Source organism: Pontibacterium sinense (assembly GCF_015209595.1).
GTDB classification, from domain to species: domain Bacteria; phylum Pseudomonadota; class Gammaproteobacteria; order Pseudomonadales; family Balneatricaceae; genus Pontibacterium; species Pontibacterium sinense.
Map to the genome: position 1 here is coordinate 1 of NZ_JADEYS010000023.1, position 26,272 is coordinate 26,272.

At 50.1% G+C, this 26,272-nt stretch carries 25 protein-coding genes; 23 read left to right on the forward strand and 2 right to left on the reverse strand.

Annotated features, from left to right (window positions below; all coding sequences use genetic code 11):
* The first annotated feature begins 597 nt into the window (after positions 1–597).
* The gene (locus IOQ59_RS17990) at positions 598–852 is read left to right on the forward strand and encodes an FAD assembly factor SdhE (RefSeq protein ID WP_193954854.1); all 255 of its coding nucleotides are present in this window, start codon (positions 598–600) and stop codon (positions 850–852) included.
* Positions 836–1,285, forward strand: coding sequence for a protein YgfX (locus tag IOQ59_RS17995; protein ID WP_371871894.1), 450 nt, complete (start codon positions 836–838; stop codon positions 1,283–1,285). The genes IOQ59_RS17990 and IOQ59_RS17995 overlap by 17 nt, the downstream gene beginning before the upstream one ends.
* A 7-nt stretch (positions 1,286–1,292) precedes the next feature.
* Here IOQ59_RS17995 and nadB read toward each other — a convergent pair whose 3' ends face one another.
* Complete coding sequence (gene nadB, locus IOQ59_RS18000; protein WP_193954856.1) at positions 1,293–2,888, reverse strand: L-aspartate oxidase; 1,596 nt, start codon at positions 2,886–2,888, stop codon at positions 1,293–1,295.
* Positions 2,889–3,158: 270 nt separating this feature from the next.
* On the opposite strand from nadB, the gene rpoE reads away from it, so the two are divergent.
* The 21 genes from rpoE (at position 3,159) to rlmB (ending at position 24,357) form a co-directional block, all read left to right on the forward strand.
* Positions 3,159–3,746 (forward strand): RNA polymerase sigma factor RpoE, encoded by a 588-nt coding sequence (gene rpoE / locus IOQ59_RS18005; RefSeq protein WP_193954857.1) that lies wholly within the window; start codon positions 3,159–3,161, stop codon positions 3,744–3,746.
* 40 nt (positions 3,747–3,786) lie between these two features.
* Positions 3,787–4,632 (forward strand): MucB/RseB C-terminal domain-containing protein, encoded by an 846-nt coding sequence (locus tag IOQ59_RS18010; protein ID WP_193954858.1) that lies wholly within the window; start codon positions 3,787–3,789, stop codon positions 4,630–4,632.
* Positions 4,633–4,635: 3 nt separating this feature from the next.
* Entirely contained in the window at positions 4,636–5,070 is a 435-nt protein-coding gene (locus tag IOQ59_RS18015; protein ID WP_193954859.1) for a SoxR reducing system RseC family protein, read from the forward strand.
* Positions 5,071–5,107: 37 nt separating this feature from the next.
* Positions 5,108–6,520 carry a DegQ family serine endoprotease gene (locus tag IOQ59_RS18020; protein ID WP_193954860.1) on the forward strand — a complete coding sequence of 471 codons (1,413 nt, stop codon included), beginning with the start codon at positions 5,108–5,110 and terminating at the stop codon, positions 6,518–6,520.
* 153 nt (positions 6,521–6,673) lie between these two features.
* Positions 6,674–8,473 (forward strand): translation elongation factor 4, encoded by a 1,800-nt coding sequence (lepA, locus tag IOQ59_RS18025; RefSeq protein ID WP_193954861.1) that lies wholly within the window; start codon positions 6,674–6,676, stop codon positions 8,471–8,473.
* 9 nt (positions 8,474–8,482) lie between these two features.
* Positions 8,483–9,295: a signal peptidase I gene (lepB, locus tag IOQ59_RS18030; protein WP_193954862.1), complete on the forward strand. Its 813-nt coding sequence runs from the start codon at positions 8,483–8,485 to the stop codon at positions 9,293–9,295.
* 13 nt (positions 9,296–9,308) lie between these two features.
* Positions 9,309–9,686 (forward strand): DUF4845 domain-containing protein, encoded by a 378-nt coding sequence (locus IOQ59_RS18035; protein ID WP_228050998.1) that lies wholly within the window; start codon positions 9,309–9,311, stop codon positions 9,684–9,686.
* A gap of 20 nt (positions 9,687–9,706) precedes the next feature.
* A complete protein-coding gene (gene rnc / locus IOQ59_RS18040) occupies positions 9,707–10,366 on the forward strand; it encodes a ribonuclease III (protein WP_193954864.1) in 660 nt (219 codons plus the stop codon).
* Positions 10,366–11,307 (forward strand): GTPase Era, encoded by a 942-nt coding sequence (gene era, locus IOQ59_RS18045; protein WP_193954865.1) that lies wholly within the window; start codon positions 10,366–10,368, stop codon positions 11,305–11,307. The genes rnc and era overlap by 1 nt, the downstream gene beginning before the upstream one ends.
* The gene (gene recO, locus IOQ59_RS18050) at positions 11,307–11,999 is read left to right on the forward strand and encodes a DNA repair protein RecO (protein ID WP_193954866.1); all 693 of its coding nucleotides are present in this window, start codon (positions 11,307–11,309) and stop codon (positions 11,997–11,999) included. Before era ends, recO begins: the two co-directional genes overlap by 1 nt.
* Positions 12,000–12,060: 61 nt before the next feature.
* Positions 12,061–12,834 carry a pyridoxine 5'-phosphate synthase gene (gene pdxJ, locus IOQ59_RS18055; protein ID WP_193954867.1) on the forward strand — a complete coding sequence of 258 codons (774 nt, stop codon included), beginning with the start codon at positions 12,061–12,063 and terminating at the stop codon, positions 12,832–12,834.
* Positions 12,831–13,208 (forward strand): holo-ACP synthase, encoded by a 378-nt coding sequence (gene acpS, locus IOQ59_RS18060; protein WP_193954868.1) that lies wholly within the window; start codon positions 12,831–12,833, stop codon positions 13,206–13,208. The genes pdxJ and acpS overlap by 4 nt, the downstream gene beginning before the upstream one ends.
* Before the next feature lie 173 nt (positions 13,209–13,381).
* Entirely contained in the window at positions 13,382–13,798 is a 417-nt protein-coding gene (locus tag IOQ59_RS18065; protein WP_193954869.1) for a universal stress protein, read from the forward strand.
* Between the two features lie 198 nt (positions 13,799–13,996).
* Positions 13,997–14,896 carry a cysteine synthase CysM gene (gene cysM / locus IOQ59_RS18070; RefSeq protein WP_193954870.1) on the forward strand — a complete coding sequence of 300 codons (900 nt, stop codon included), beginning with the start codon at positions 13,997–13,999 and terminating at the stop codon, positions 14,894–14,896.
* Between the two features lie 259 nt (positions 14,897–15,155).
* Positions 15,156–17,417 (forward strand): GTP diphosphokinase, encoded by a 2,262-nt coding sequence (relA, locus tag IOQ59_RS18075; RefSeq protein WP_193954871.1) that lies wholly within the window; start codon positions 15,156–15,158, stop codon positions 17,415–17,417.
* Positions 17,417–18,238, forward strand: a complete 822-nt coding sequence (mazG, locus tag IOQ59_RS18080) for a nucleoside triphosphate pyrophosphohydrolase (protein WP_193954872.1) — start codon at positions 17,417–17,419, stop codon at positions 18,236–18,238. Before relA ends, mazG begins: the two co-directional genes overlap by 1 nt.
* 11 nt (positions 18,239–18,249) lie before the next feature.
* Positions 18,250–18,627, forward strand: coding sequence for a hypothetical protein (locus tag IOQ59_RS18085; protein WP_193954873.1), 378 nt, complete (start codon positions 18,250–18,252; stop codon positions 18,625–18,627).
* 218 nt (positions 18,628–18,845) lie between these two features.
* The gene (ppc, locus tag IOQ59_RS18090; RefSeq protein WP_193954874.1) at positions 18,846–21,455 is read left to right on the forward strand and encodes a phosphoenolpyruvate carboxylase; all 2,610 of its coding nucleotides are present in this window, start codon (positions 18,846–18,848) and stop codon (positions 21,453–21,455) included.
* Between the two features lie 326 nt (positions 21,456–21,781).
* Entirely contained in the window at positions 21,782–22,438 is a 657-nt protein-coding gene (adk, locus tag IOQ59_RS18095; RefSeq protein ID WP_193954875.1) for an adenylate kinase, read from the forward strand.
* 168 nt (positions 22,439–22,606) lie between these two features.
* Complete coding sequence (hemH, locus tag IOQ59_RS18100) at positions 22,607–23,617, forward strand: ferrochelatase (RefSeq protein ID WP_193954876.1); 1,011 nt, start codon at positions 22,607–22,609, stop codon at positions 23,615–23,617.
* 2 nt (positions 23,618–23,619) lie between these two features.
* Positions 23,620–24,357 (forward strand): 23S rRNA (guanosine(2251)-2'-O)-methyltransferase RlmB, encoded by a 738-nt coding sequence (gene rlmB / locus IOQ59_RS18105; protein ID WP_193954877.1) that lies wholly within the window; start codon positions 23,620–23,622, stop codon positions 24,355–24,357.
* A 150-nt stretch (positions 24,358–24,507) separates the two neighbouring features.
* Here rlmB and IOQ59_RS18110 read toward each other — a convergent pair whose 3' ends face one another.
* On the reverse strand, positions 24,508–26,268 hold the full coding sequence (locus IOQ59_RS18110) for a sensor histidine kinase (protein WP_193954878.1): 1,761 nt from the start codon (positions 26,266–26,268) through the stop codon (positions 24,508–24,510).
* Positions 26,269–26,272: the final 4 nt, after the last annotated feature.

A 26,272-nucleotide genomic window follows, 5' to 3' on the forward strand; every position in this document is an offset into this window, starting at 1 on the left:
TATGAGAGAGAACCCCAGTTGCGATGCAGCTGGGGTTTTTTCGTTATGGCCGGAGATCAAAACGGCCGCGCACTGCGTGCTCCCATCTTAATGTAGGGTTGTCTTCAGGCAACCAGGCAGGCGTCAGCATGCCTTCTGCCAATCACCTTACTTCTGAACTCGAACAAGTCATCCGCGCTTAACTAAAGCGCTGATCGCCTAAAGACAACCCTGCAGGGTAAGCTTGCTAAGCTCTTATTGTGTAGGTCATCAATCTTCCGTACCCTCAGCTGCAACATTACAACAGTTGTGATTCGCAGAGATCGATGGGTGGGGATAAGCTGGTCAGCGCCTGCTGTGTATAAGGTTCTGATGTTACGCCTCAGTTGCTTGGATAGTCCCAAACGAATACATGGCGCCCCTACCAATGTCCCGTTTATCGATTCGTTGTCAGGGAGCAACAATGGTCAGAAAATCTGCTAAAATGCGCCCTGCGATGCGTGACAAAGGTTTATCTGTATAGGTATGACAATCGTCATTTACCTATGTCGTATCTATTGGCATTGTGTATCCGGATCGACCTTTGATGTAACTGCTGATGTTGGAAGGTTAGTGTAAATGTATAGCGAAGAAGATATTCGTCGTTTGGCGTGGCAAAGCCGTCGAGGCATGCTTGAACTGGACGTGCTGTTTGTACCGTTCGTAAAGGAAGCTTTTCGTGACTTGGCGTCCGATGATCAGGACCGGTTTGTTAAACTGCTGGAATGTGAAGATCAGGACCTGTTTCTCTGGTTGATGGAACGGGAAGTTCCTGCTGACCCAGATATTCAACGCATCGTTCGAATTATTCTGGACCGTGTTCAGCCCCATTGAGTTTAACCTCACTCCCTCGCGCTCTCTGATATATCTGATATTAGGGAGCCATACTCTTGTCTTGATTAGCCTCTACCTCGCTCAATTAGAGCCGTTTGTCCGGACGATGCTGATAGCGTTCACGTTGTTGTCATTGGCGTTGCATGTCCACAGATACGGTTCGAGTAATTACCGTAATCGAATCAACGCACTTAGATGGAATGCGGATCGGCAGGAGATCTCTTTCAGGCGGGATGAGCGGTGGTTGGCTGTGGATAAAATAGATAGCGCAGTGGTTCTGCCCTACGCGGTCGTATTGCGGTTGAAGACAGAAGGTTATCTATTGCCGCAATCGTTAGTGGTGATGTTCGATGGGTTACCAGAGGCTGAATTTAGACGCTTGAGAGTGCTTGCCTTGCACGGGGCTTACGTTAAAGCCCCTGATGGAGTCTAAGCTACGCTTAACGCCACTGAAAGTTAACAGGAGTGAGAATCGTATCCCGGGCTTCGGGTGCTTCGTCCGGGTAGTCGAGTGTATAGTTAAGGCCGCGGCTTTCCTGACGCAACATGGCTGAGCGGATGATCAGGTCTGCTACCATTGCCAGGTTTCGGAGTTCAAGCAGGTCTTTACTGATTTTATAGTTGCTGTAGTACTCACTGATCTCCAGAAGCAGCAGATCTACGCGGTGTTTGGCTCTCTGCAGGCGCTTATTGGTCCGGACGATACCCACGTAATCCCACATAAAGCGACGTAGCTCATCCCAGTTATGGGAGATAATAACGTCTTCATCTGAGTCGGTTACCTGGCTTTCATCCCAATCCGGAATATGGATCTGCTCTCTGGTGTTTGAGAATGTTTCACCGATATGAATAGCGGCAGAACGTGCGTATACCAGACATTCCAGCAGTGAGTTACTCGCAAGTCGATTTGCCCCATGGAGTCCGGTGAACGCGGTCTCTCCAATGGCATATAGCCCTGGTAGATCGGTCATACCTGTCTCATCGGTCATGACACCACCGCAGGTATAGTGAGCTGCCGGTACGACAGGGATAGGCTCCTCTGTGATATCGATACCCAATTTCATACAACGTTTATAGATGGTTGGAAAGTGGGAGCGGATGAAGTCAGCCGGCTTGTGTGAAATATCAAGAAACAGACAGTCTGCTCCTAAGCGTTTCATCTCGTGGTCGATCGCACGGGCTACGATATCACGGGGTGCCAGTTCTTCACGGGGATCAAAACGGTCCATAAAACGGGTGCCATCAGGCAGCAATAGTTTTCCGCCTTCACCGCGTACCGCTTCAGTAATCAGAAACGATTTGGCTTGAGGATGGTACAAGCAGGTCGGATGAAACTGGTTAAACTCCATATTGGCCACCCGGCAACCTGCACGCCAGGCCATCGCAATACCATCACCCGTTGACCCATCTGAATTGCTTGTGTAGAGATAGCTTTTTGAGGCACCGCCAGTTGCTAGTACGACATTTTGGGCTTCAAAGACCTCAACGTGCCCGCTTTTGCAGTTGAGAGCGTACGCGCCGATGCAGCGATTATCTGCCAGACGCAGTTTGGTTCGAGTGACTAAGTCGACGGCGGTGTAGTGTTCGAAAAGGCTAATATTTTCAGCCGCCATCGCTTTTTCGATGAGTGTACGTTGCATCGCTTTGCCGGTCGCATCAGCTGCGTGAATGATGCGACGATGGGAGTGGCCGCCCTCTTTAGTCAGGTGATGTTCACCATCTGCTTTAGTAAAAGGGACGCCCTGTTCAATCAACCACTCGATACTTTCACGTCCGTGTTGAACCGTAAAATCGACGGCGTCAGGGTGGCTTAACCAGGAACCGGCGATCATCGTATCTTCACTGTGTTGCTGCTCACAGTCTTTGTCATCAAGTACTGCGGCTATGCCGCCTTGGGCTAGCCAGGTTGAGCCACTTTTAAGATCACCTTTACTCAGCACGGCAATTTTCATCTCAGGGGCCAGGTGTAACGCAAGGGTCAAACCTGCAGCGCCGCTGCCAACAATAAGTACGTCGTATTGGTGAGTAATTGCCATGCTCGGTGAGCTTCCTTTATCGTAACTAATACTTTGGTTTCAATTATGCCTGAATCTTTGATAATTGGGGATTTTCCCTCAATTTCAATTTTTTTTACGGCATTGGGAACTAACCTTTTTTAAGGTGTTCATAGAGTGTAGTTCGGAACACTCTGTGGATATGAGGTTGCAATGAAGTAGTAGGTAAAAAATACTTTAAGTATCTGTAGTCGGGATAACAGGCTACATTTAGCCTCAACAAGGAAATATTAACAGAGATAAGGACCGAGAGTGTCGAACGAAAGCCAGGCAGAAATAGATCAACAGCTTGTTGCCCGTGTGCAGGCCGGTGATAAGAGAGCTTTCGACCTATTGGTGAAAAAGTATCAGCACAAGATTGTAGGGCTGATCGGTCGTTATGTGTATGACCAGCACGAAGCGTTGGATGTTGCTCAGGAAGCGTTTATTAAAGCTTACAGGGCATTGCCAAAATTCCGTGGAGACAGTGCGTTTTATACGTGGTTATACCGCATAGCAATCAATACGGCGAAAAATCATCTGGTTGCAAAAGGTCGGCGTCCACCTGATGTGGATGTTGCTGTTGAAGATGCACATCACTTTGAAGGCGCGAACGATTTAAAGGATATCGAGAATCCCGAGAATCAGCTTTATCGTGATGAGCTGGAACGCGTCGTGAAAAAGGCGTTGGACCGACTGCCGGAAGATCTGCGTGTGGCGTTAACTCTGCGTGAGTTTGAGGGACTCAGCTATGAGGATATCGCCAGCGTAATGGACTGCCCGGTGGGAACGGTAAGATCACGTATCTTCCGTGCCCGAGAGGCAATTGATAAGGAGATTGTGCCATTAATGGCAATGTAGGTTTTTGGGGTAGAGACTGGGAAAGTTTGAGGTAGGGTTTATGACTGATCGATCCATCGAATCAGTGTCCGCATTGATGGACGGTGAGGTGGCAGACTTTGAGTTAAGGCGCACGCTGGATAAAGTTGCTGAGGATTCTGAAGCATCTGAACGGTGGCGTAGATACCATATCGCACGCTCAGCAATGAGAGGCGAAACAGTTACTGCAACTGAGATTGATCTCAGCAGTTCTGTTATGGCAGCGCTTGATGAAGAAGAGCCACTGATACCGGAAGTACCTGCGACTACAACTGAACAGAAAACCTCCAGAACACACGAGTTGTTCTGGAAGCCGTTAACCAGCATGGCCGTGGCTGCATCAGTCACTGCAGCGGTGATTTTTGGCGCACAGAACTTTGGCCAAACAGCTCCGGCGCAATTGGTTGATAACCGACCAGATTATGTACTGCCTGGTGCAGTAAACTCTGGTGACTATGTGCGAGCGCAGTTGGGTAATCGTGTTTCGTTGACCAATAATCGTGAAACAACAGAGCCGGAAATCATCCGTTTATCGCAAGGGTTGTCTCGGTATATTAATCAGCACAAGCATATGCTGACGTCGCAGAAGCCTGTATGGAACGCCGAGTGGTTGCCAAAAGGTTTCAGCAATGTGCGTCACGAAGTGATGCCCGATGCGGAAGTGATGGTGTTTTCCGACGGCCGAAACTCGTTCTCTGTTTGTGTGGAACGGTTGGGTCGTGAGTCTGTGCCACAAGGTGTAGCGCAGTCAGATACTATGGTTGCGGTAGCCAAGCGTATGGACAGTCACTTTGTTACTGTTGTTGGCGATGTGCCACTGATGATTGCAGAACGTATAGCGTCGTCTGTATCACCGAAACGGCTGTAATTTATGCTTGAAGAATCAGGACGCGTCGTTGATGTTGATAGCGATGGCGTCTGGGTTGAAACAATCAAGATGAGTGCCTGTGCATCCTGCACCGCCCGCAGCGGATGTGGTCAGTCATTGCTGGCATCTGTCGGGCAAGGGAAGCGCTCGGTCATCTGTGTGGATAACCCAAACCGGTTGCATGTTGCGGCCGATGATAATGTTGTTATTGGCATTGGTGAGAACGCGTTTATGCGAATCTCATTGTTGATATACCTTCTTCCTTTGTTGGCACTCTTTGCCGGTGCCGCGATTGCCAGTTCTCTCTCTCTGGGGGAGCCGGTGGTGATCGGGTGTGGATTGTTGGGGTTAACTGTAGGTCTGGTAGTGGTTCGTTATATCAGCCGGACGTATATGACATCCTGCAAGTACCATCCGGTGCTACTGAAAGTTGTCTGAACCCGCCTCTGTTATTTGTTAAGGAAAGGTCATTGTTATGACGCATTCTACTCGCATTTTTCTGATCTCATTTGTTGCTTTTTTCTGGACATCGCTGGCACAGGCCGCCAGCTTGCCTGACTTCAAGGATCTGGTAAAAGACACGTCCCCTGCGGTAGTGAATATCAGTACTGTTCAGGCCGCTTCTGAACGTGGACAGGGACCGTTGGGTCAGTTCCGTGGGCCTAATGGTGAAGAGATTCCTGAAATTTTTCGGCATTTCTTTCAGATGCCTGACATGGACAAAGGACCTCGACGTAAAACGCCGCAATCCTTGGGCTCGGGTTTTATCATCAGTGATGATGGCTACATTCTGACTAATCACCACGTAGTGGATGGGGCGGATAAAGTTATTGTGCGTTTGTCTGACCGACGTGAATTGGAAGCTGAAGTGGTTGGCTCTGATAAACGTGCAGATATCGCGTTATTAAAAATAGACGCCGATCATTTGCCTACGGTTAGGTTGGGAAATTCCGACAAGATCGAGGTTGGTGAGTGGGTGCTTGCTATCGGTTCTCCGTTTGGCTTTGATCACAGTGTGACTGCGGGCATTGTCAGTGCGAAAGAACGTGCACTGGCCAATGAAACCTATGTGCCTTTTATTCAGACGGATGTGGCAATCAATCCGGGTAACTCAGGTGGCCCGCTGTTCAATCTGGATGGTGAAGTTGTAGGGGTTAACTCGCAGATCTATACCCGCTCCGGTGGCTTCATGGGGTTGTCCTTTGCTATACCAATTGACGTGGCCATGGAAGTTGCAAATCAGCTGAAAGAGAAAGGTTTTGTGACTCGAGGCTGGTTAGGAGTGATTATTCAGGAAGTGAACAAAGACCTTGCGGAATCCTTCGGCCTGGACAAGCCAGCAGGTGCGCTGGTAGCAAAAGTACTGCCTGAAAGCCCTGCTGAGTCGTCTGGGCTACAAGAGGGTGATGTCATTCTCAAGTTCAACAATGTACCTGTAATTTTGTCATCTGATCTGCCTCACCAGGTCGGTCGGGTTAAGCCGGGCGCAAAAGTGAAAGTGAATGTGATGCGTGCCGGTAAACTGAGCAATATCTGGGTGACCATCGGTGAACTACCCAGTGAAAAGGATTTGGCAAAAGTTGGCACGTCACAGAAAGAACGTGATGATTCTAATCGCCTGAACTTAGTTGTTTCGGAACTGGACGATAACCGTAAGCAGAAGTGGAACTTGAGCAGTGGTGTTGTTGTGCGTCGTGTTATGCAAGGCGCAGGATCAGATGCGGGCCTGATGGTGGGTGATATTATTACTATGCTTAATCGGCAGCAGATCGAGACAGTTTCCGACTTTGAAGAAGCGACACGCAGCTTGCCAGAGAACAGGGCAGTACCTATGCGGATAGTTCGTCGTGGAAGCCCACTGTTTATTCCGTTAAAGCTTCAGCAGTAGCCACTAGGGCTGATGCCTTAGCCAGATTTAAGCACTAAGGAAAAGGGGCTCTGGGCCCCTTTTTACGTTTTTGAAGATTAATGGCCGCAGTGCGGTAAATACGGTAAACTTGCCGCCTTTCAAGCGATTCTGAACAGCAATGGTAGCCAACACGTGAGCAACCTCGATCACATTCGAAATTTTTCCATCATCGCCCATATCGACCATGGTAAGTCTACCTTGGCCGATCGTTTTATCCAGACCTGTGGTGGCCTGTCCGCCCGTGAAATGGAGGCTCAGGTTCTCGATTCAATGGACCTGGAGCGCGAACGAGGCATCACCATCAAAGCTCAGAGTGTGACTCTGGATTACCATGCTAAGGATGGAAAAACCTATCAGCTGAACTTCATTGATACACCGGGGCACGTGGACTTCTCGTACGAAGTATCCCGTTCTTTGGCGGCGTGCGAAGGCGCGCTGTTGGTTGTTGATGCTGCGCAGGGTGTTGAAGCGCAATCGGTTGCTAACTGTTACACCGCAATTGAGCAAGGTTTGGAAGTACTGCCGGTCCTTAACAAGATGGACTTGCCTCAGGCCGATCCAGACCGCGTACGTGTAGAGATCGAAGAAGTGATCGGTATCGATGCGACCGAAGCGGTGGCGTGTTCCGCTAAAAGTGGTTTAGGTATTGAGGACGTTCTGGAGGCGTTGGTAGAGAGCATTCCTGCGCCAGAAGGTGATGTTAACGCACCGTTGCAAGCGTTGATCATCGATTCGTGGTTCGATAATTATCTTGGCGTTGTCTCTCTGGTACGTGTGGTACAAGGTACTTTGCGTAAGAAAGACAAAATTTTGGTGAAGTCTACAGGTCAGAACTACGGTATCGATTCTGTAGGTATCTTCACGCCAAAACGCCAGGAAACCGGCATTCTGCAGGCAGGTGAAGTAGGCTATGTTGTTGCGGGTATCAAGGATATCCACGGTGCACCGGTTGGTGACACACTGACACATAACAAAACCCCTGATGTAGAAGAGTTGCCGGGTTTCCAGAAGGTTCAGCCCCAGGTCTATGCCGGGTTGTTCCCAACCAGTTCTGATGACTATAACGATTTCCGTGAAGCGCTGGATAAGCTGACGTTGAACGATGCTTCGTTATTCTTCGAACCGGAAACGTCTGATGCGCTGGGTTTCGGTTTCCGTTGTGGCTTCCTGGGGATGCTTCATATGGAGATCATCCAGGAACGTTTGGAACGTGAATATAACCTTGATCTGATCACTACTGCGCCTACTGTAATCTACGAAGTAGAGATGCAAAATGGCGATGTGGTTCATATAGATAGCCCTTCTAAACTGCCGGACCCGGGTTCGATTGTTGATATGCGGGAGCCAATCGTTCAGGCGAATATACTGGTTCCGCAGGATTACCTGGGACCGGTTATTGGCTTGTGTGTAGATAAACGCGGCATGCAGAAAAATATGCAGTATGTCGGTAATCAGGTTCAGGTGACCTATGAGCTGCCGATGGCAGAAGTGGTACTGGATTTCTTCGATCGCCTGAAGTCGGTCAGCCGGGGATATGCGTCACTGGAGTATAACTTTGTGCGCTTTGAATCGGCTAAACTCGTACGCATGGATATTCTGATTAATGGTGACAAAGTCGATGCATTGGCCGTCATCTTGCACCGGGATAATTCTCAGTATCGTGGCCGTCAATTGTGCGAAAAGATGAAAGAATTGATTCCACGTCAGATGTTCGATGTTGCGATTCAGGCGGCATTGGGTGGCAAAATTATCGCACGTACTACCGTTAAAGCGTTGCGTAAAAACGTATTAGCAAAATGTTACGGTGGTGACGTCAGCCGTAAGAAAAAGCTGCTGGCGAAGCAGAAAGAAGGTAAGAAACGTATGAAGCAGGTGGGTAGTGTAGAAATCCCACAAGATGCGTTCCTGGCCGTGCTGAAAGTGGACAATTAAGGACATCTCATGGATTTCGATTTTGCACTGCTGCTCGTTATTGCTACAGCGGTTTGTGGAATTATATGGCTGTACGACAAGGTTCTTCTGGCACCGAAGCGTCGGGTGACGCTGGAAAAAGCAGAAGCTCAGGCGGCAGGTGCATTACCGGAAGACGTAGTCGCAAAGATCACCCATGAACCCGGCTGGGTTGATACCGGACGGTCGATGTTTCCTGTGCTATTTATAGTGCTGGTTTTACGTTCTTTCCTCGTCGAACCGTTTCAGATTCCGTCAGGTTCTATGTTGCCCACGCTGCAGATTGGCGACTTTATTCTGGTCAACAAATACCACTATGGTATTCGTTTACCCGTCTCGAATACCAAAGTGATGTCGCTGAACGATCCAAAGCGCGGTGATGTGGCGGTATTCCGTTATCCCAAACAGCCAAATATTAACTATATTAAGAGGGTTATCGGCCTGCCGGGTGACCGGGTTGCTTATGTGAACAAAACCCTCTACATCAACGGTGAGGCTCAGTCTCAGGAACTGTTAGCTCAGTTACCGCCGAACCGGCCTCAACGCTTGGTGATGCAGGAAAGCCTGGGTGATGTGCAGCACCAGATTTTCCGCGATGTGAACCGTAAGGGCATTGTGGGAGAATGGGTTGTTCCAGAAGGTCATTATTTCATGGTTGGCGACAATCGTGACAATAGTAATGATGGTCGTTACTGGGGGTTTGTGCCGGATGAACTACTGGTAGGTAAAGCATTTGCAGTATGGATGCATTGGGAATCTTTCCTCAGCATTCCAGACTTCGGTGATGCCCGAGCGATTAATTAACAAGGAGGATGGAATGAGTAAGATGCGTAACCGACAGACAGGTGCTTCTCTGCTCTCCATCATGATCGTCCTGATCATTGGCGGTGTTTTCTTTTCTGTGGGATTTAAGCTTTACCCCGCGTACTTTGATTACAAACTGGTTGATTCAGTGCTGACCGATGTGAGCACTGATCAGGATGAGCTCTCCAAACCGTTGATACGTCTGCGTCAGGATCTGGCGAAGAAATTTCGTATCAACCAGGTAAAACTGCCGCAAAAAGACTCAATCGTTGTTCGGCAGGAGAAGGGCATGATTTACTTCGATTTGGATTATGAAGTACGTGTGCCTATGTTCTACAACGTAGACGCTGTTGTCTCGTTTAATAAGCAATACGAAGCCGTAAAACCTTGATCAAACCAATAGCCGAATTAATGCGTAAACTGGGATACGATTTTAACGATCCGAGTTTGTGTGAGCTTGCTCTAACGCACCGCAGCTGCGGTAAGCGCAACAACGAGCGTCTGGAATTTCTGGGCGATTCTATCCTTAACTTTGTCATCGCTGAAGACCTGTATGAGCGTTTCCCGCAAGCACGAGAAGGCGAACTCAGTCGTCTGCGTGCCGGACAGGTGAAAGGCGAAACGCTGGCTGAAATTGCCCGCGAGCTGGGGTTTGGCGATTATCTGCGTCTGGGCTCCGGTGAATTGAAAAGTGGCGGATTTCGCCGTGATTCAATCCTGGCCGACTCCGTAGAAGCTGTCATTGGTGCTATCTATCTCGACAGTGATATGGATACCGTGCGCGGATTCATCCTTGGCTGGTATAAGGCGCGTCTGGATCAGATTAACCTTAAAAAGAGTCAAAAAGACTCAAAAACCCGCCTGCAGGAATTTTTGCAGTCGCGTCGAATTGCGTTACCTCAGTATGAATTGATTAAAGTCGAGGGCGAAGCCCACGATCAGACATTTTATATCCTCTGCCATGTGGAGATGCTGGAGCAGCCAACGAAAGGTATTGGCAGCAGCCGACGTCAGGCCGAGCAGGAAGCTGCACGGGCAGCCATTGAACTATTACAGGTGGAGAAGTCCTGATGGGCGAAGATCTTTCCTATCTGCTTGAACCGCAGAATCCTGATCAGCGCTGTGGCTTTGTCGCCATCGTTGGTCGCCCGAACATGGGCAAATCAACATTGATGAACCACATTCTGGGGCAAAAGCTGAGTATTACCTCTAAAAAACCACAGACAACCCGTCATCAGATCATGGGTATCAAAACCGAAGGCGATTTGCAGGTGGTGTACGTTGATACGCCCGGGCTGCACAAAGACGAAGGTAAAAAGGCCCTGAACCGCTACATGAACAAAGCGGCTTCTGACGCATTGCGTCATGTGGATCTGGTGGTGTTCATGGTCGACCGTACTGCCTGGACTGAAGAGGATCAGTTGGTACTGGAGAAGGTCCAGAACGCCCGTTGTCCGGTTGTACTGGTGGTTAATAAGATCGACAGCCTGAAAGACAAGCAGGAGCTGTTACCGCATTTGCAGGAACTCTCGGCTAAGATGGATTTTGCAGAGATTATGCCGATGTCTGCTACTGACGGGCATAATGTGGAGCAGTTGGAAAAAGTGATCGCGTCGCATATGCCGAATAGCGTACATCACTTTCCAGAAGACCAGGTGACCGATAAAAGCTCACGTTTTATGGCAGCTGAGCTGGTGCGCGAGAAATTGATGCGTAACCTGGGGGATGAAGTCCCTTACGGTACCACCGTCGAAATTGAAGAATTCAAATACGACGAGCAGAAAAAGCTCACCACCATCAGCGCCTTGATTCTGGTTGAGCGCGATGGCCAGAAACGTATTGTGATCGGTGAAAAAGGCAGTCGCCTGAAAACCATCGGTCGTGACGCGCGGCTGGATATGGAACGTGCTTTCGAAAGCAAAATTATGCTCAATCTTTGGGTAAAAGTGCGTCGCGGCTGGGCCGACGATGACCGTGCCCTGCGCAGTCTCGGTTATAACGACGGAGACTGATGGAGTACCTTGTTGATGGTCAGGCCGCTTATGTACTGCATAGCCGGCCTTACCGGGATACCAGCCTGCTGGTCGACTTCTTTACCCTCGAACATGGCAAAGTCAGTGTCGTGGTCCGAGGCGCCAAACGCCCCAATTCCAAACTACGCCCCGTGATACAGCCCTTTCTGCCGTTGCAGGTAGGGTGGCGTGGTCGTCAGGATTTGAAGAATCTCACGCTGGCTGAACCGGTAGATGCTAACCCCTTTCTAACCGGCACCCCCCTGATGTGTGGCCTTTATCTCAATGAGTTGATGACACGTTTGTTGCAGCCGTTAGATCCGCATCCACACCTCTATGTCTATTATCAATATGTGATTAATGAATTGCGCAGTGGGCAGGATATCGAAGGCGCGTTACGCACGTTTGAGCGTCGCCTGCTGATCGAACTGGGACACACCCCGGATTTGACCGGGCTTGATCCTGATGGAATCTATCTGTGCGAACCTGAACAGGGCCTGCAACGTATTGCACAACCGACAGATCGGAATAGAATGCGATGTTTCTATGGCCGTCATCTGCAGGCGATAGAGCAGGACAGTTATGATCAGCCGGTAGTACGGCAGGCGGCAAAGCGTTTGATGCGTTTGTTGATCGATCAGTTGTTGGGGGATAAGCCCTTACGCAGCCGTGAACTGTTCCAGAAGCGTTAACGCTGCCAACAGTCGGTGCGATGAAAAAAACACCGGTGAACATACATTGAAGGAGTACGCTGTGATTGAACCAAGCCGTCTGTTGCTGGGTGTAAATATTGACCATGTAGCAACGCTGCGCCAGGCCCGTGGCACCCGTTACCCGGATCCGGTGCAGGCTGCCGCACTGGCAGAAGAGGCCGGTGCTGATGGTATTACCGTGCATTTGCGTGAAGATCGCCGCCATATTCAGGATCGTGACATCTATATGCTAGCGGAGACACTGCAGACCCGTATGAACTTTGAGATGGCGGTCACGGATGAGATGATCAGCATCGCTGAAAAGGTCAAACCGGGGCACGCATGCCTGGTACCGGAAAAACGTGAAGAACTCACGACTGAAGGGGGCTTGGATGTTGCGGGTCAGGAAGCGCGTATTAAAGAGGCCTGTGATCGATTGTCCGCAGCGGGCGTAGAGGTTTCTCTGTTTATCGATCCTGAACCGGCACAGATCGATGCCACCATTCGTTGTGGTGCGCCTGTTATCGAGCTGCACACGGGTGGTTATGCGGATGCTGAAAATGCGGCAGAACAAGCAGCAGAGCTGAAGCGTATCCGAGAAGCCTCACAGTATGCGTTCGAGAAAGGTTTGATCGTGAACGCAGGGCATGGTTTGCACTATCACAACGTAGAGCAGATCGCAGAGATCCCTGAGCTGAACGAATTGAACATCGGTCACGGCATTATTGCCCGTGCGGTGTTTGTGGGGCTGAAAGAAGCGATTGCTGAAATGCGTCGTCTGATGATGGAAACCCAAGCGCGTGTTCAGCCTCAGCGGGACGCTATCCGAAAATGATTTTCGGTATTGGCACGGATATTTTACAGATCAGCCGGATCAGAGCTTCTCTGGAACGTACGCCGAGATTGCCTGAGCGTATCTTGACCCCGGCTGAGCTGGAAAAATTCCGTGTCAGTAAACATCCCGATATCTTTCTGGCCAAACGTTTTGCCGCCAAAGAAGCGGCGGTTAAAGCGCTGGGTACAGGAATCGGTCGCGGTATTAGCTGGCAGCATTTTGAAATCTCCCACGATGAGTTGGGAAGACCTGTTATGAATCTGTCGGGGAATGCCAAAGACCGGGCTGATCAGCATGGCTTGGGGCGGTTCCATCTATCGTACAGCGATGAGCAGGAGTACGTTGTGGCTTTTGTCATCGCTGAGCACTGCTGATGATATCGGTGCCTGATATTCTGATTGAGTCCACCTGTCATTTGTCCCGCCTTATTTGACCAGCCGCAGCTAAGTGCTGATTCGTCTCATTCCTCTTTTGCCCTCAACTAAACTGGAAGTAGTAAGAGTAAGTGGTTACTTGCTCGACTACAGCCACTGTCAGGGGGTAAATAATGAAAACAATATTGTTGCCGGTGGATTTCTCCTCCAGTACCCACTTGCTGTATGAGAAAACGCTGGAGTTGGCTCAAGCTTTCCATAGTCAGGTTTATCTGATCCATGTTGTGTTACCGAATGAGGACTGTGATAACGCCTCCGCTAAAGAGGCGGGAAGCGAGTTTGCGGATGAATCTGTTGCCATCAATCAGTTAGCGAACCAGTTGCGCGATCAAGACGTTGATACGCATGCGTTGTTGCTTGAAGGTGTCGCCTCACAGCGTATTCTGGATGAAGCTCGTCGTCTGGATGCAGACATTATTGTCATGGGGAGTCATGGGCATGGTGCTATTTTAGGTGTGCTTATGGGGGATGTTAGTCAGAGTGTGTTAAAGGAAGCAACGTGTCCTGTATTGATTGTCCCTACGCGCTGATTGACTGTAAGCATTGAGTTGCCCTATTTGCAGTAAATGCTGAGCGTCTGATAGGGCAACTGGCTCCTTCCCTTGCAGGCATTTGGCCTTCTTGAGCTTTGCGTTCGTCGAAGGTATTATTCCGACTGATATTGTAAGGTATATAAATTCGTTTTTTTATTTCTTTTGGTTACTACCTTGTAACCCTCGGGTGATTCTATGAGCGTTCATTTTCCGACCATTGAAGATTACGTCGGTCAGACTCCATTGGTGCGTTTACAGCGTATCGGGCAAGGACGGGGTAACACCATTCTTTGTAAGCTGGAAGGCAATAACCCGGCAGGTTCGGTAAAAGATCGTCCCGCACTGAGTATGATTCAGTTGGCGGAAGAGCGTGGCATGATCAAGCCCGGTGATATTTTGATCGAAGCTACGTCGGGTAATACCGGTATCGCACTGGCGATGGCAGCGGCCATCAAGGGTTACAAGATGATCCTGATCATGCCAGACAACAGCAGTGCTGAACGTAAAGCGTCGATGACGGCATACGGTGCTGAGCTGATTACGGTGACCAAGGAAGAGGGCATGGAAGGCGCGCGAGACCTGGCGCACAAGATGCAAAGCGAAGGTAAAGGGATTGTGTTGGATCAGTTCGCCAATCTGGATAATCCTGAAGCCCATTACCGTGGTACAGGACCTGAAATCTGGCAGCAGACAGCCGGTTCTATCACCCATTTCGTGAGTTCTATGGGGACGACCGGCACTATTATGGGGACCTCGCGTTACCTGAAAGAACAAAATAGTGCGGTAGAGATAGTGGGTCTGCAGCCCTGTGAAGGTGCGCAAATTCCTGGCATTCGTCGCTGGCCGGAAGAGTACCTGCCGAAGATTTTTGATGCCTCCCGGGTTGATCAGGTGATCGATATTGATCAGCAGTCAGCGGAAGATACCATGCGTGCATTGGCTCAGAAGGAAGGTATCTTCTGTGGCGTATCCTCAGGTGGCGCGGTCGCTGGCGCGCTACGCCTGGCTGAACAGGTCGAAAATGCGGTGATTGTCTGCATTATCTGTGATCGCGGAGATCGCTACCTTTCTACCGGTGTCTTCAATGGCGAGTAAGTCGTAAAAGACCGATAAAAAGGGAGCCCTGGGCTCCCTTTTTTGTGCATCAAAATCAAGGATAAGCGCAATGAGCATGGAACTTGCTCGCGATTGTCTGTCTTAAAGTCTAGAATGTGCGCCCGACCCCTTAAAGGGGTGTGGGTGCTTGCCGTTATAAGGTGTCAACGGAGCGTATTAGGTACCCGCTCTGATAAATAAGAATAAAAACACCGTTGCTTCGCGGCAGAGTCGTACAAGAAAGGAGTGGCAATTTGCCATGGTAAAGGTTCGAGAAGATCACCCCATTCGTAAGGATGGAACTGTGGATCTGGACCTGTGGCTCGAGCGATTAGCCGAGCAGGTCGAGATTGACGATATAGAAGAGATACGCCGTGCTTGTGAGTTAGCAAAGCAGGCGTTTGAACGTGCGGGAACAGAAGAGGATGTCTGGTCCGAGAACTCCTCTGGCAGTTACCTGACCGGTCTGGAGATGGCTCAAATTCTGGCGGAGTTACAACAGGATCAGCCGACCATTGTCGCAGCAATTCTGTATCGCTCCGTGCGTGAACGTAAACTCCAGTTGGAGAGTGTACGTAAACAATTTGGCAAGGAGATCGCCACTCTGGTGGACGGAGTTCGCCAGATGGCTGCTATCGGCAGTCGTAAGAGTCCACGGGCCGAAGACAATGTTCTGGGTGGCGCCACCCACATGGACAACCTGCGCAAGATGCTGGTAGCCATGATTGACGATGTCCGTGTTGCCCTGATCAAAATAGCCGAGCGCACCTGCGCTATTCGTGCTGTCAAAGATGGTTCCCGTAAAAAGCGTTATCTGGTTGCGCGGGAAGTCTTCGATATCTACGCACCGTTGGCCCATCGTTTGGGTATCGGTCATATCAAATGGGAACTGGAAGATCTGTCTTTCCGTTACCTCAAGCCAAACGACTACAAAAACATCGCTAAACTGTTGGATGAGAAACGCCTTGACCGACAGGAATTTATCGACGAAGTCGTTAATCTGCTCGACCGCCGTTTGGGTGAAAACCGTATTGATGGCGACGTGAATGGCCGTGCTAAGCATATCTACAGTATCTGGCGCAAAATGCAGCGCAAGAACATCGATTTTAGCCAGGTTTACGATGTGCGTGCCGTTCGCATTCTGGTGCCGGAGATAAAAGACTGTTACGCCGTGCTGGGTATTGTGCATGGCCAGTGGAAGAACATTCCACACGAGTTTGATGACTACATTGCATCGCCCAAACCTAACGGCTATCGCTCGTTGCATACCGCTGTTTTCGGGCCGGAAGGCAAAGTGCTTGAGATCCAGATCCGTACCCATGAGATGCATGAGGAAGCGGAGCTGGGTGTTTGCGCGCACCATCTTTATAAAGGGACGGACACAAAAACCAGCAGTGATGCCTATGAGGATAAAATCGCCTGGTTGCGTCAGGTACTCGAATGGCATGAAGATCTGGGTGAAAGCGAAGCCTTTGGCGATATGCTGCGCGCAGATATTGTGCAGGACCGTATCTACATCTTCACACCGGATGGCCATGTAATCGATATGCAGCAGGGAGCGACCCCTGTCGATTTTGCCTATCGCGTTCATACTGAGATCGGCCACCGTTGCCGTGGTGCGAAGATCAACGGACGTATTGTTCCACTTAACCGACGCCTGCGTACCGGCGATCAGGTTGAGATTATGACCATCAACGAAGAACGTCCGCGTCGTGACTGGCTGAACCCTAACCTGGGTTACGTGACCTCATCGCGTGCGCGCGCGAAAGTCGCACACTGGTTTAAGCAGCAGGATAAAGAGAAAAACGCGGCGGCGGGTCAGAAGATTATCAATCGCGAGATGAAACGTCTGGCGTTGGATCAGGAAGATATCAGCTTTGAGGTTATGGCCACTGACCTGAACTTCAAAGCGCCTGAAGACCTGTTTGCAGCACTGGGTGCCGGTGATGTTCGTTTGTCTCAGATCATCAATGGCGCTCAACGTCAGGTTGATCATGCACATCCGGATGAACAGCTGGATCTGGCGTTGCCATCCGAAGAACGCAGCCCCGCAGGGCTTGGCGATATTCGCATTCTGGGTGTCGGTAATTTGCTTACTACTATGGCAAGCTGCTGTAAGCCTGTACCGGGTGACCCTATTGCGGGCTACATTACCGTAGGACGCGGCGTCTCTGTTCACCGGGATGACTGTCCAAACCTGATGCAGTTGCGTGAAACGGATGGCCCACGTGTGATTGAAGTGGACTGGGGACGTGAGGGTGAAGCGACCTATCCGGTGGATGTTTACATCGAAGCCTATGACCGTTCTGGTTTGTTGCGTGATGTGATGATTCTGCTGGCGGAGGACAATATTAACGTCACCGCCGCCAATACGGTCACCGATAAACACAACAATACCGCATGTCTGACAATTACGGTTGAGATAGCGGGACTGGAGTTGTTGGGGCGTATTATGGATAAGATCAACCAAGTACCAAACGTGATCGACGTACACCGCCAGCGCAGTGGATTTAACCTCTGATGGCGGATTACAGCGTTGATGATCTGATCTATCTGATGCAGCGTTTGCGCGATCCTGAGTCAGGCTGCCCCTGGGACCTGAAGCAGGATTTCGCCAGCATCGTGCCGCATACGCTGGAAGAGGCGTATGAGGTGGCGGATACCATCGAACGTCAGGACTGGACGCATCTGAAAGATGAGCTGGGGGATCTGCTGTTTCAGGTGATCTTCTACGCGCAATTAGGCGATGAGATTGAAGATCAGGCTCAGCAATTCGACTTCAACGCGATTGTTAGCAACCTGATCGAGAAACTGGTACGACGTCATCCACATGTGTTCCCGGCAGGTACACTGCGTTCAGAGCGTAGCGGTGACAGCATTGATGAGGTGCAGATTAAGGCGAACTGGGAAGCGATCAAGCAGCAGGAGCGTGATCGAAAAGCGCGCTCCGGTGTGCTGGACGATGTACCACGAGCATTACCAGCGTTGAGTCGGGCGAACAAGCTGCAAAAGCGTGCCAGTCAGGTGGGATTTGATTGGGATGATCCTGAACTGGTGCTGGATAAGATCGCTGAGGAGATCGACGAGCTGCGCGAAGCCATTCGTGATGGTCGTCAGGCGGAAATTCAGGATGAGATGGGTGATATCTTGTTTGCTCAGGTCAACCTGGCCCGTCACCTGAGTGTGAATCCTGAAGTCGCACTGCGTGGCACTAACCAGAAGTTTGAACGTCGTTTTGGACATGTGGAAAAATGTGTTCAGGAATCGGGACGTGACTGGGATATGTTCAGCCTTGATGAGCTGGATGCATTCTGGGATGAAGCTAAAGCAAAAGGTCTTTGAGGAGCGTATCTGTGGGTGGAATGCATTGGTTTATCCTGATTGTTGTTTTACTCGCAGGTCTCGCTTTCTACAACTGGCAGAACAGCCAGAATCAGTTGTCACTGCTGAAAAAGCAGGGTTTTACTCTGGCCGAGGACTTGAAAGGTCAACCCAATCTGCTGGTGGATATTCAGGCCCGCGAACTGGCTGTGGTCACGCCTAAAGGTTTTCAGCGCTATCACTTTGACCGGGTTCAAAGTGTCGAGCTGCGTTTTGAAAACGGCGTACAGCAGCCTGAAAACTACCACCTCTATATTCTTTTAGATGGCGCTTCGCCACTAGAAATTCACTACGAAAACGAATGGCTGGCGCAAGATCAGCTCAATCGTTTACACGCCATACTGCCATAACACTTTTTGTTGTGGGTTTGCCACGTTATGTGGTCAGGCTCATCCTTTGGCTCTATTCTGAAATCTCTTTGGCTTTTGATAATTAGATCAAAGGGTGTATGTTGGTTTTATATCAAAGCGTTACTATCAAAGTGATCCACTGTTGCAGAGCTTAGCCCGCGCAGTTTTTGGGGTTATCTGCAACAGGCATATTTAAGGAATGTTTGCGGAGGTACGCGATGTCTGATCTACACGAAGCCTTACGAGAGAATGTGCGCTCGTTGGGTGAAAGTCTGGGACGAACGATCAGTGGCCAGCGCGGTGATGAATTTTTGGACCGGCTGGAGCAGATACGGAAACTGGCGAAAAATGCCCGTGGCGCAGATGATGCCGCACGTGAATCATTGCTCCAAGTCCTGCATAACCTAAGTGATGACGAGGTTTTACCGGTTGCTCGGGCATTTACCCAGTTTCTTAATCTCGCCAATATCGCAGAAGAACATCACCGGGTGCGCCGGCGTCTGGAAATCACAGATGTCTGTACCCCAGATTCCCTTTGTAGCTTGTTCGCCCGTTTGCACCAGCGCGGATTCGACGCGAAAACCGTCGCCAGCACACTGAGCGAGATGCAGGTTGATCTGGTCCTCACAGCACATCCAACGGAAGTGAACCGCAGAACTCTGATTCAGAAATACGATGGTGTGGCCGACTGCCTACGGGGTTTGGATCAGGGAGAATCCTCTGAACAGCGCCTCAACGAGTTAATCAGTCAGATCTGGCATACCGATGAAATCCGTCAGCAACGCCCAACCCCGGTAGAAGAGGCCAAATGGGGTTTTGCGGTGATCGAAAACTCTCTGTGGAAAGCGATCCCGGAATTTCTAAAGCGGCTGGATGCACAGCTTGATGAAACATTGGGAGAACGCTTGCCTCTGGAGGCATCGCCGGTACGTTTCGCGTCCTGGATGGGTGGTGATCGAGACGGCAACCCAAATGTTACTGCGAAAGTCACTGAAGAAGTGTTACTACTGTCGCGCTGGATGGCGGCTGATCTGTATTTCCGCGATGTCGATGCACTGCGCTCAGAGCTTTCTATGGTGAAAGCGAACGATGAACTACGCCGCTGGATTGGTACTGACTGTGCGGAACCCTATCGAGAGATGTTAGGGCAGGTGCGTGCCCGATTGGCAAACACTAAAACATGGATTCATGCCAAGCTGAAAGGTGATCCGTTACCGGATACGCCGGTCTATCACTGCAGCGAGGAACTTTTGGAACCATTGATGCTGTGTCATAAGTCGCTGACGGACTGCGGTATGGGCATCATTGCAAAAGGGGCATTGGAAGATATCATCCGTCGCATCGCGTGCTTTGGTACTTCACTGGTTAAGCTGGATATTCGTCAAAGCTCTGATCGACATGCTCAAGTCTTTGAAGAACTGTCTCAGTTCTACGGTTTGGGTTCCTACAATGGCTGGAGTGAGGAAGGGCGGCAGAACTTCCTGCTGAAAGAGTTACAAAGCCGCCGTCCCCTGTTTCCGCGTAACTGGGAACCCTCTGCTGAAGTGCAGGAGGTTCTGGATACCTGCAAAGTGGTGGCACAGGCAGAGCGAAATAATCTCGGTTCCTATGTGATCTCTATGGCCAGTCAGCCCTCGGATGTATTAGCCGTTATCCTGTTGCTGAGAGACATGGGTATCGGCCATAACATGCGCGTGGTACCGCTGTTTGAAACCCTTGATGACCTGGATAACGCCCGTGACTGTATCACGGCATTGTTGGATGTGGACTGGTATAAGCAGTACACCGAAGGTCATCAGGAGGTGATGATCGGATACTCTGACAGTTCAAAAGATGCGGGACAGCTGGCCGCTGCCTGGGGGCAGTTTAAAGCGCAGGAGGGCCTGACCGCACTGTGTAAAGAGCGTGGGGTACATCTGACATTGTTCCATGGCCGTGGCGGTACAGTCGGTCGCGGGGGTGGTCCAAGTCATACGGCAATTTTGGCGCAGCCACCGGGGTCGGTAGATCGGAGTCTGCGGGTTACCGAACAAGGTGAGATGATTCGCTTTAAGTTTGGTATCCCGGAAATTGCTGTACGCAATTTGGAACTGTATGCCGGTGCGGTGTTGGAAGCGACACTGGATCCTTCGCCGGGTCCAGAAGAGATGTGGCGTCAGCAGATGGAGCATATGGCCCAGCAAGGCCTGGCGTCCTATCGTGATGTTGTGCGCCATGATTCACAATTTGTACCCTATTTCCGGGCGGCGACACCGGAACAGGAACTTGCCAAACTGCCACTGGGCTCCCGCCCAGCGAAACGGCGTCAGGACGGTGGTGTCGAAAGTTTGCGAGCGATTCCGTGGATCTTTGCCTGGACGCAGATCCGCTTGATGCTGCCGGCATGGTTGGGTTCCGATACCGCGTTAGGTGAAGCGGTGAAAGGTGGTCAGGCATCGCTGCTACGTACGATGTATAAAGACTGGCCGTTCTTCCGCTCTTACGTGAACATGCTTGAGATGGTGTTGGCGAAGAGTGATCCGCGTATTGCGGCTTACTATGATCAACAACTGGTATCTGACGAGTTGGGGGTACTGGGTTCCAGTTTGCGTGGTCGTTTGCAGACGACAGTGGATCTGGTGAACGAGATAAAACAGCAGGATGAATTGCTGGTGGATCATCCGATTATTCGTCAGTCGATTGATGTCCGTAACCCTTATATTGATCCGCTGCACTTCCTGCAGGCTGAACTGCTGAATCGGGATCGTACACAACCCGATCAACGCCTAGAGCAAGCATTAATGGTAACGATGGCCGGAATTTCGGCCGGTATGCGTAACACCGGTTAGGGCTTCTCTGGCCCTTTAAATACAGGCGCTCTGGCGCCTGTATTACTTTCTTATAGCCGCTATAACTAATCCATTGGTCACGCAGGGGTTGAGCAGTTGCAGGCTTTGCCGTAATCTCAGAAACCTTTTGCGAACAGGTCCTATTGGTAATGGTGTTAGTCCTAACGTCGAATTGTTCGGCTAAAGGCGCGTGGTATTGTCCTGTTCAGGTGTAATTTGATTTTCGTTTTCAGAAAGAATTTTTCTGCCCGGTGGCACTAAAACGGGGCGGACAGCAGTTTTATATTTATAACAATTTTTAAATTTGGACTTAGGAGTTTTCCTGTATGCGTATCATTCTTCTGGGCGCACCGGGTGCCGGTAAAGGTACTCAGGCTCAATACATTACTGAGAAGTACGACATTCCGCAGATCTCCACGGGCGATATGTTGCGTGCGGCAGTTAAAGCGGGCACGCCTCTGGGCGTGAAAGCGAAAGAGGTAATGGACGCCGGTCAGCTGGTTTCTGATGAAATTATCATCGGTTTGGTGAAAGAGCGTATCGCTGAAGCTGATTGTGAGAAAGGTTTCCTGTTTGATGGCTTCCCTCGCACAATTCCACAGGCTGATGCACTGAAAGATGCTGGCGTGCAAATTGACGCTGTGGTTGAAATTGATGTGGCTGATGAAGAGATCATCAAGCGCATGAGCGGTCGTCGCGTACATCCAAACTCTGGTCGTACTTATCACGTTACTTTCAACCCACCTAAGGTTGAAGGCAAAGACGATGTAACGGGTGAAGACCTGGTACAGCGTGCTGACGACAACGAAGAAACTGTACGTGACCGTCTGAACGTTTATCATGATCAGACAGCGCCTTTGATCAGCTACTACAAAGGCTGGAAAGAAGAAGACGCATCCACAGCACCTACATACGTATATGTGCCAGGTGTGGGTTCTGTCGAAGATATCCGAGACAAAGTATTCGAAGGTCTGGGTAACTAAGCTAACGCTTTTTACCACCAAGACTGCTAAAACCGCGCTTTTCCAGCGCGGTTTTTTTATGTCTGCAATCTGGCAGGAAAAAACTGACTATGTCAGAAAGTGCGTATGCACCGAATCTCGCTTTTTCACGTATAATCAGCCCCCTGAATGGATAGGACAGCCAAGAACATGCGCAAAGAGCAGAAAACAGCCGTAATACTCGCCAATCTCGGTACCCCGGATAAAGCAGAAGCCGGTGCCGTACGTCGTTACCTGGATGAGTTTCTTTCTGATCAGCGAGTCGTAGAAGGAAAAGGCTTACGCCGTCTGCTTTGGCTTGCCGTGCTAAAAGGGATCATTCTGACCGTGCGCCCGAAACGTGTGGCAAAAGCGTATGCGTCCATCTGGGAAGATGATTCGCCGATGCGCAAGATTCTTAACCAACAGGTGGCTGAACTGAAGTTGGTGTTACAAGAGCGTTTTGAGACGCGAGCTCCAGAAGTATATGCTGCGATGACCTACGGTCAGCCGGGATTGACTCCCTTATTGCATGAGTTGTCTGCGAACGGGTATACGCAGCTGTTAATTGTGCCGCTCTACCCTCAGTATTCTGCGACAACCACCGCACCGATATACGATCAGGTTGCCCGTTTTCAGATGGCGCAACGTGAAGTGATGGATGTACGTATTGTGAAGTCGTACTACAGTCATCCGTCTTATATTCAGGCGCTGGCTGACAGCATCCGGGAATATCGTGCAGAGCAGGGTGATGCAGATAAGCTAATGCTCTCATACCATGGTATTCCTAAAGAATACGCCGACAAGGGCGACCCGTATCCCGAGCAATGCCATCAGACCTCAGAGTTGTTGGCCGCGGCCTTAGGGTTGGGGGATACCGAATGGATGACCACCTTCCAGTCCCGTTTTGGGCCTAAAGAGTGGTTACAACCCTATACTGACAAGACATTAGAGACGCTGCCGGCTCAGGGCGTGAAAAAGATACAGGTGGCCTGCCCGGCATTTTCTGCTGATTGTCTGGAAACACTGGAAGAGATTGCGATAGAAAATCGTGATGTCTTTAACGAAGCGGGTGGTGACGATTATGCCTATATTCCGGCATTAAACGCCTCCGCAGGTTTTATTACCTTGCTTGCCGATCTGGTTGCAGAACAGGCCGGTGACTGGGTACAGGAGCGATAAGTTTGCAAAACGAAATACTGTTCGGAATCCATGCGGTTAAAACTGCGTTACAGCGTGATGCTAAGCGCGTACGTGCATTAAAAGCACAAAAAGGCCGTAAGGACGAACGCATCCAGCAAGTGTTGGAACTGGCGCAGCAGCAAGGTATCCGTGTGCAATGGCTGAGCCGTCACGAGTTGGATGAGCTGACCAGCAACGGCGTTCATCAGGGTGTGCTGGTGGAATGTGAGCCGATCCGGGCGCATAACGAAAAGGATCTGGATAGGTTGCTGGCTAATCTGGATGAACCTGCTTTCCTGCTCGTATTGGATGGCGTGACCGATCCGCATAATTTAGGGGCTTGCCTGCGCACAGCCGATGCAGCCGGTGTACATGCGGTTATTGCGCCTAAGGATAAATCGGCACCACTGAATGCAACTGTGGCTAAAGTCGCCTGTGGCGCGGCTGAAGCCGTGCCTTATGTGCTGGTAACCAATCTTGCGCGCACGCTGAAAAGTCTGCAGGAACAGGGAATCTGGACCACTGGAACGGCTGGTGAAACTGATCTGAATGTATACGATGCCAATCTGACCGGACCTATGGCTTTGATCATGGGGGCAGAAGGTAAAGGTATGCGCCGCCTGACCCGCGAGCATTGTGATCAGCTGGTGAAAATTCCGATGGCAGGTGAAGTTAGTAGTCTGAACGTATCGGTTGCCACCGGCGTATGTCTGTTTGAGGCGGTGAGACAGCGCAGCTAGTGATTAATGATACGGACGGGTGTTCATCGCCATCTGTATCTTATTCAGACATACGTGCTGAGAAGGGCGTTGGCGGCGGATATAGGTGCTAACCGCTAACGATTCCTTCGCTGAGTGTGCAAGGCCACACCAAAAGCACCGCAGTGAGACTTAAGGCGTTTCGTCTTTTTCACCCGCTGCATAGGCGTACACTGCGGGCACAAAGATATTAATTGCGACCCCTTCATTATCAGTACCCGCGCCTATACTGAGTTCGGCGTTCATGTAGTCGGCTCTTTCCTGAATACTCATCAAACCAAAGCCGCCCCTTTCCGTTGCAGGCTTTACAGTGACAGGCAATCCCACACCGTCGTCTTCTATTATCAGTCTTACACCCTGTGCTTCATCCTGGAGCTTAATCGTGGCGAGGGTGCCGTTAGCATGTTTCATAATATTGGTTAGAGCTTCTTGGGCAATACGATAAAGATTGGACTTGATATCGTCGTTGAGTTTTTTCTCCTGCTCAAACTCCATTAAAACTCCATAGTCCTGCTTTTCTAGCTGCTTAATCGCGTGAATCTTGGGAATGCTGACACTCAGACCAAAATTACCCATCTCAAATGGGCGCAATGACTCGATACGGCTGTATACCTTGTCATACATCAGGTTAATGATATTGATACAGTTGGAGACCGTGTCAGTTGACGTCTGATCATTTCTCAGTTGATCTTTGAGTGTGATCAAATTGATATGGACGACGGCAAGCAACTGGCTCATATCATCATGCAGGTCATTCGAAATCCTTGAACGTTCATGCTCCTGTGACTTGATGAGGTGATGGAGAATGCGGCGTTTGTCTTCGTTAATCGCGGTCAGTTCAATATTCGCGTGTTCGAGTAGTTCCTCTTTTTGTTTCAGGTCTTTCATGATTTCGACGATCTCTTCGCCAATATCGTTAAAGTCGGTGATGTTGGTTTTACGCCATGTGGTGCGTTTGTCCATATGTGCTTTGCGTGCAAACAGAATTAGGGATTGCAGCTGCGTATCAACCGAGCGGGAAAGGGTGAAGGTGATCAGCACTGAAATGAGCAACGCAACGACACAGCCGAATATCATGGTTTCCCAGAACTGAGTACGGAGGTCTTGACTGGCATAATTATCGGGATGAAATTTGATGGTGAATTGCTGACCTAAAGCGGTTTCACCTTGTGAGGTGACAGGGGGGCTTTCTTCCTGCTCCAGAAATTTATCCAGCCAACTTTTGGTACGGCTGGAGGGATACATTAAGGTGCTGATGTTCGCGTTATCGAACTGAAAGCTAATCTGATGCAGGTCGTTTTGATCGGAGTAGGATAGTTTTTCTAACAGATATTGATTGTCTGAAAGTTTAATGCCGCCAACCAGCTGACCTATGACCTTGCCAGAGCTTTTGATGTCCAGAGAGGTGGAATAAACCCCCAATGTCGTATCGTTAACCTTTATGGTGTTCCAGCCATAGCTATCCGTGCCGCCACTTCGAATGATCAGATCGGTGCAGGACAGATGCTGCAGCTTGGTAAAATAGCCACCGAACAGAAAACATTTGTCCGAGTTGAGGAAGGATACGGCGATGAAGTCATAGCGCACCTTTTCGAACTCCTCTTCCCAGTTCGACAAGGTGTTGAGAAAGTTATCCAGATCTCCGTGGTAAAAAGATTCCACCATCCTGTCGTTGGAGCGGATGGTCAGGAAGTTTTCCTCAACGCCGTCGAGATAGTTGCGTAAACCGTCTTCCAGACGGATTGCCATCGCGCTGTTATGCGTGTCAATTTGCCGACCGATGATCTCTTTTGAGTCATAGAAGGCATGGATCAGAAAAGCGATCAGGAAGGTACAGGTTGCCAACAGCAACAGCATGAATGTGATTGTTTTGAACCGTAAATTGGCGTACATGCGG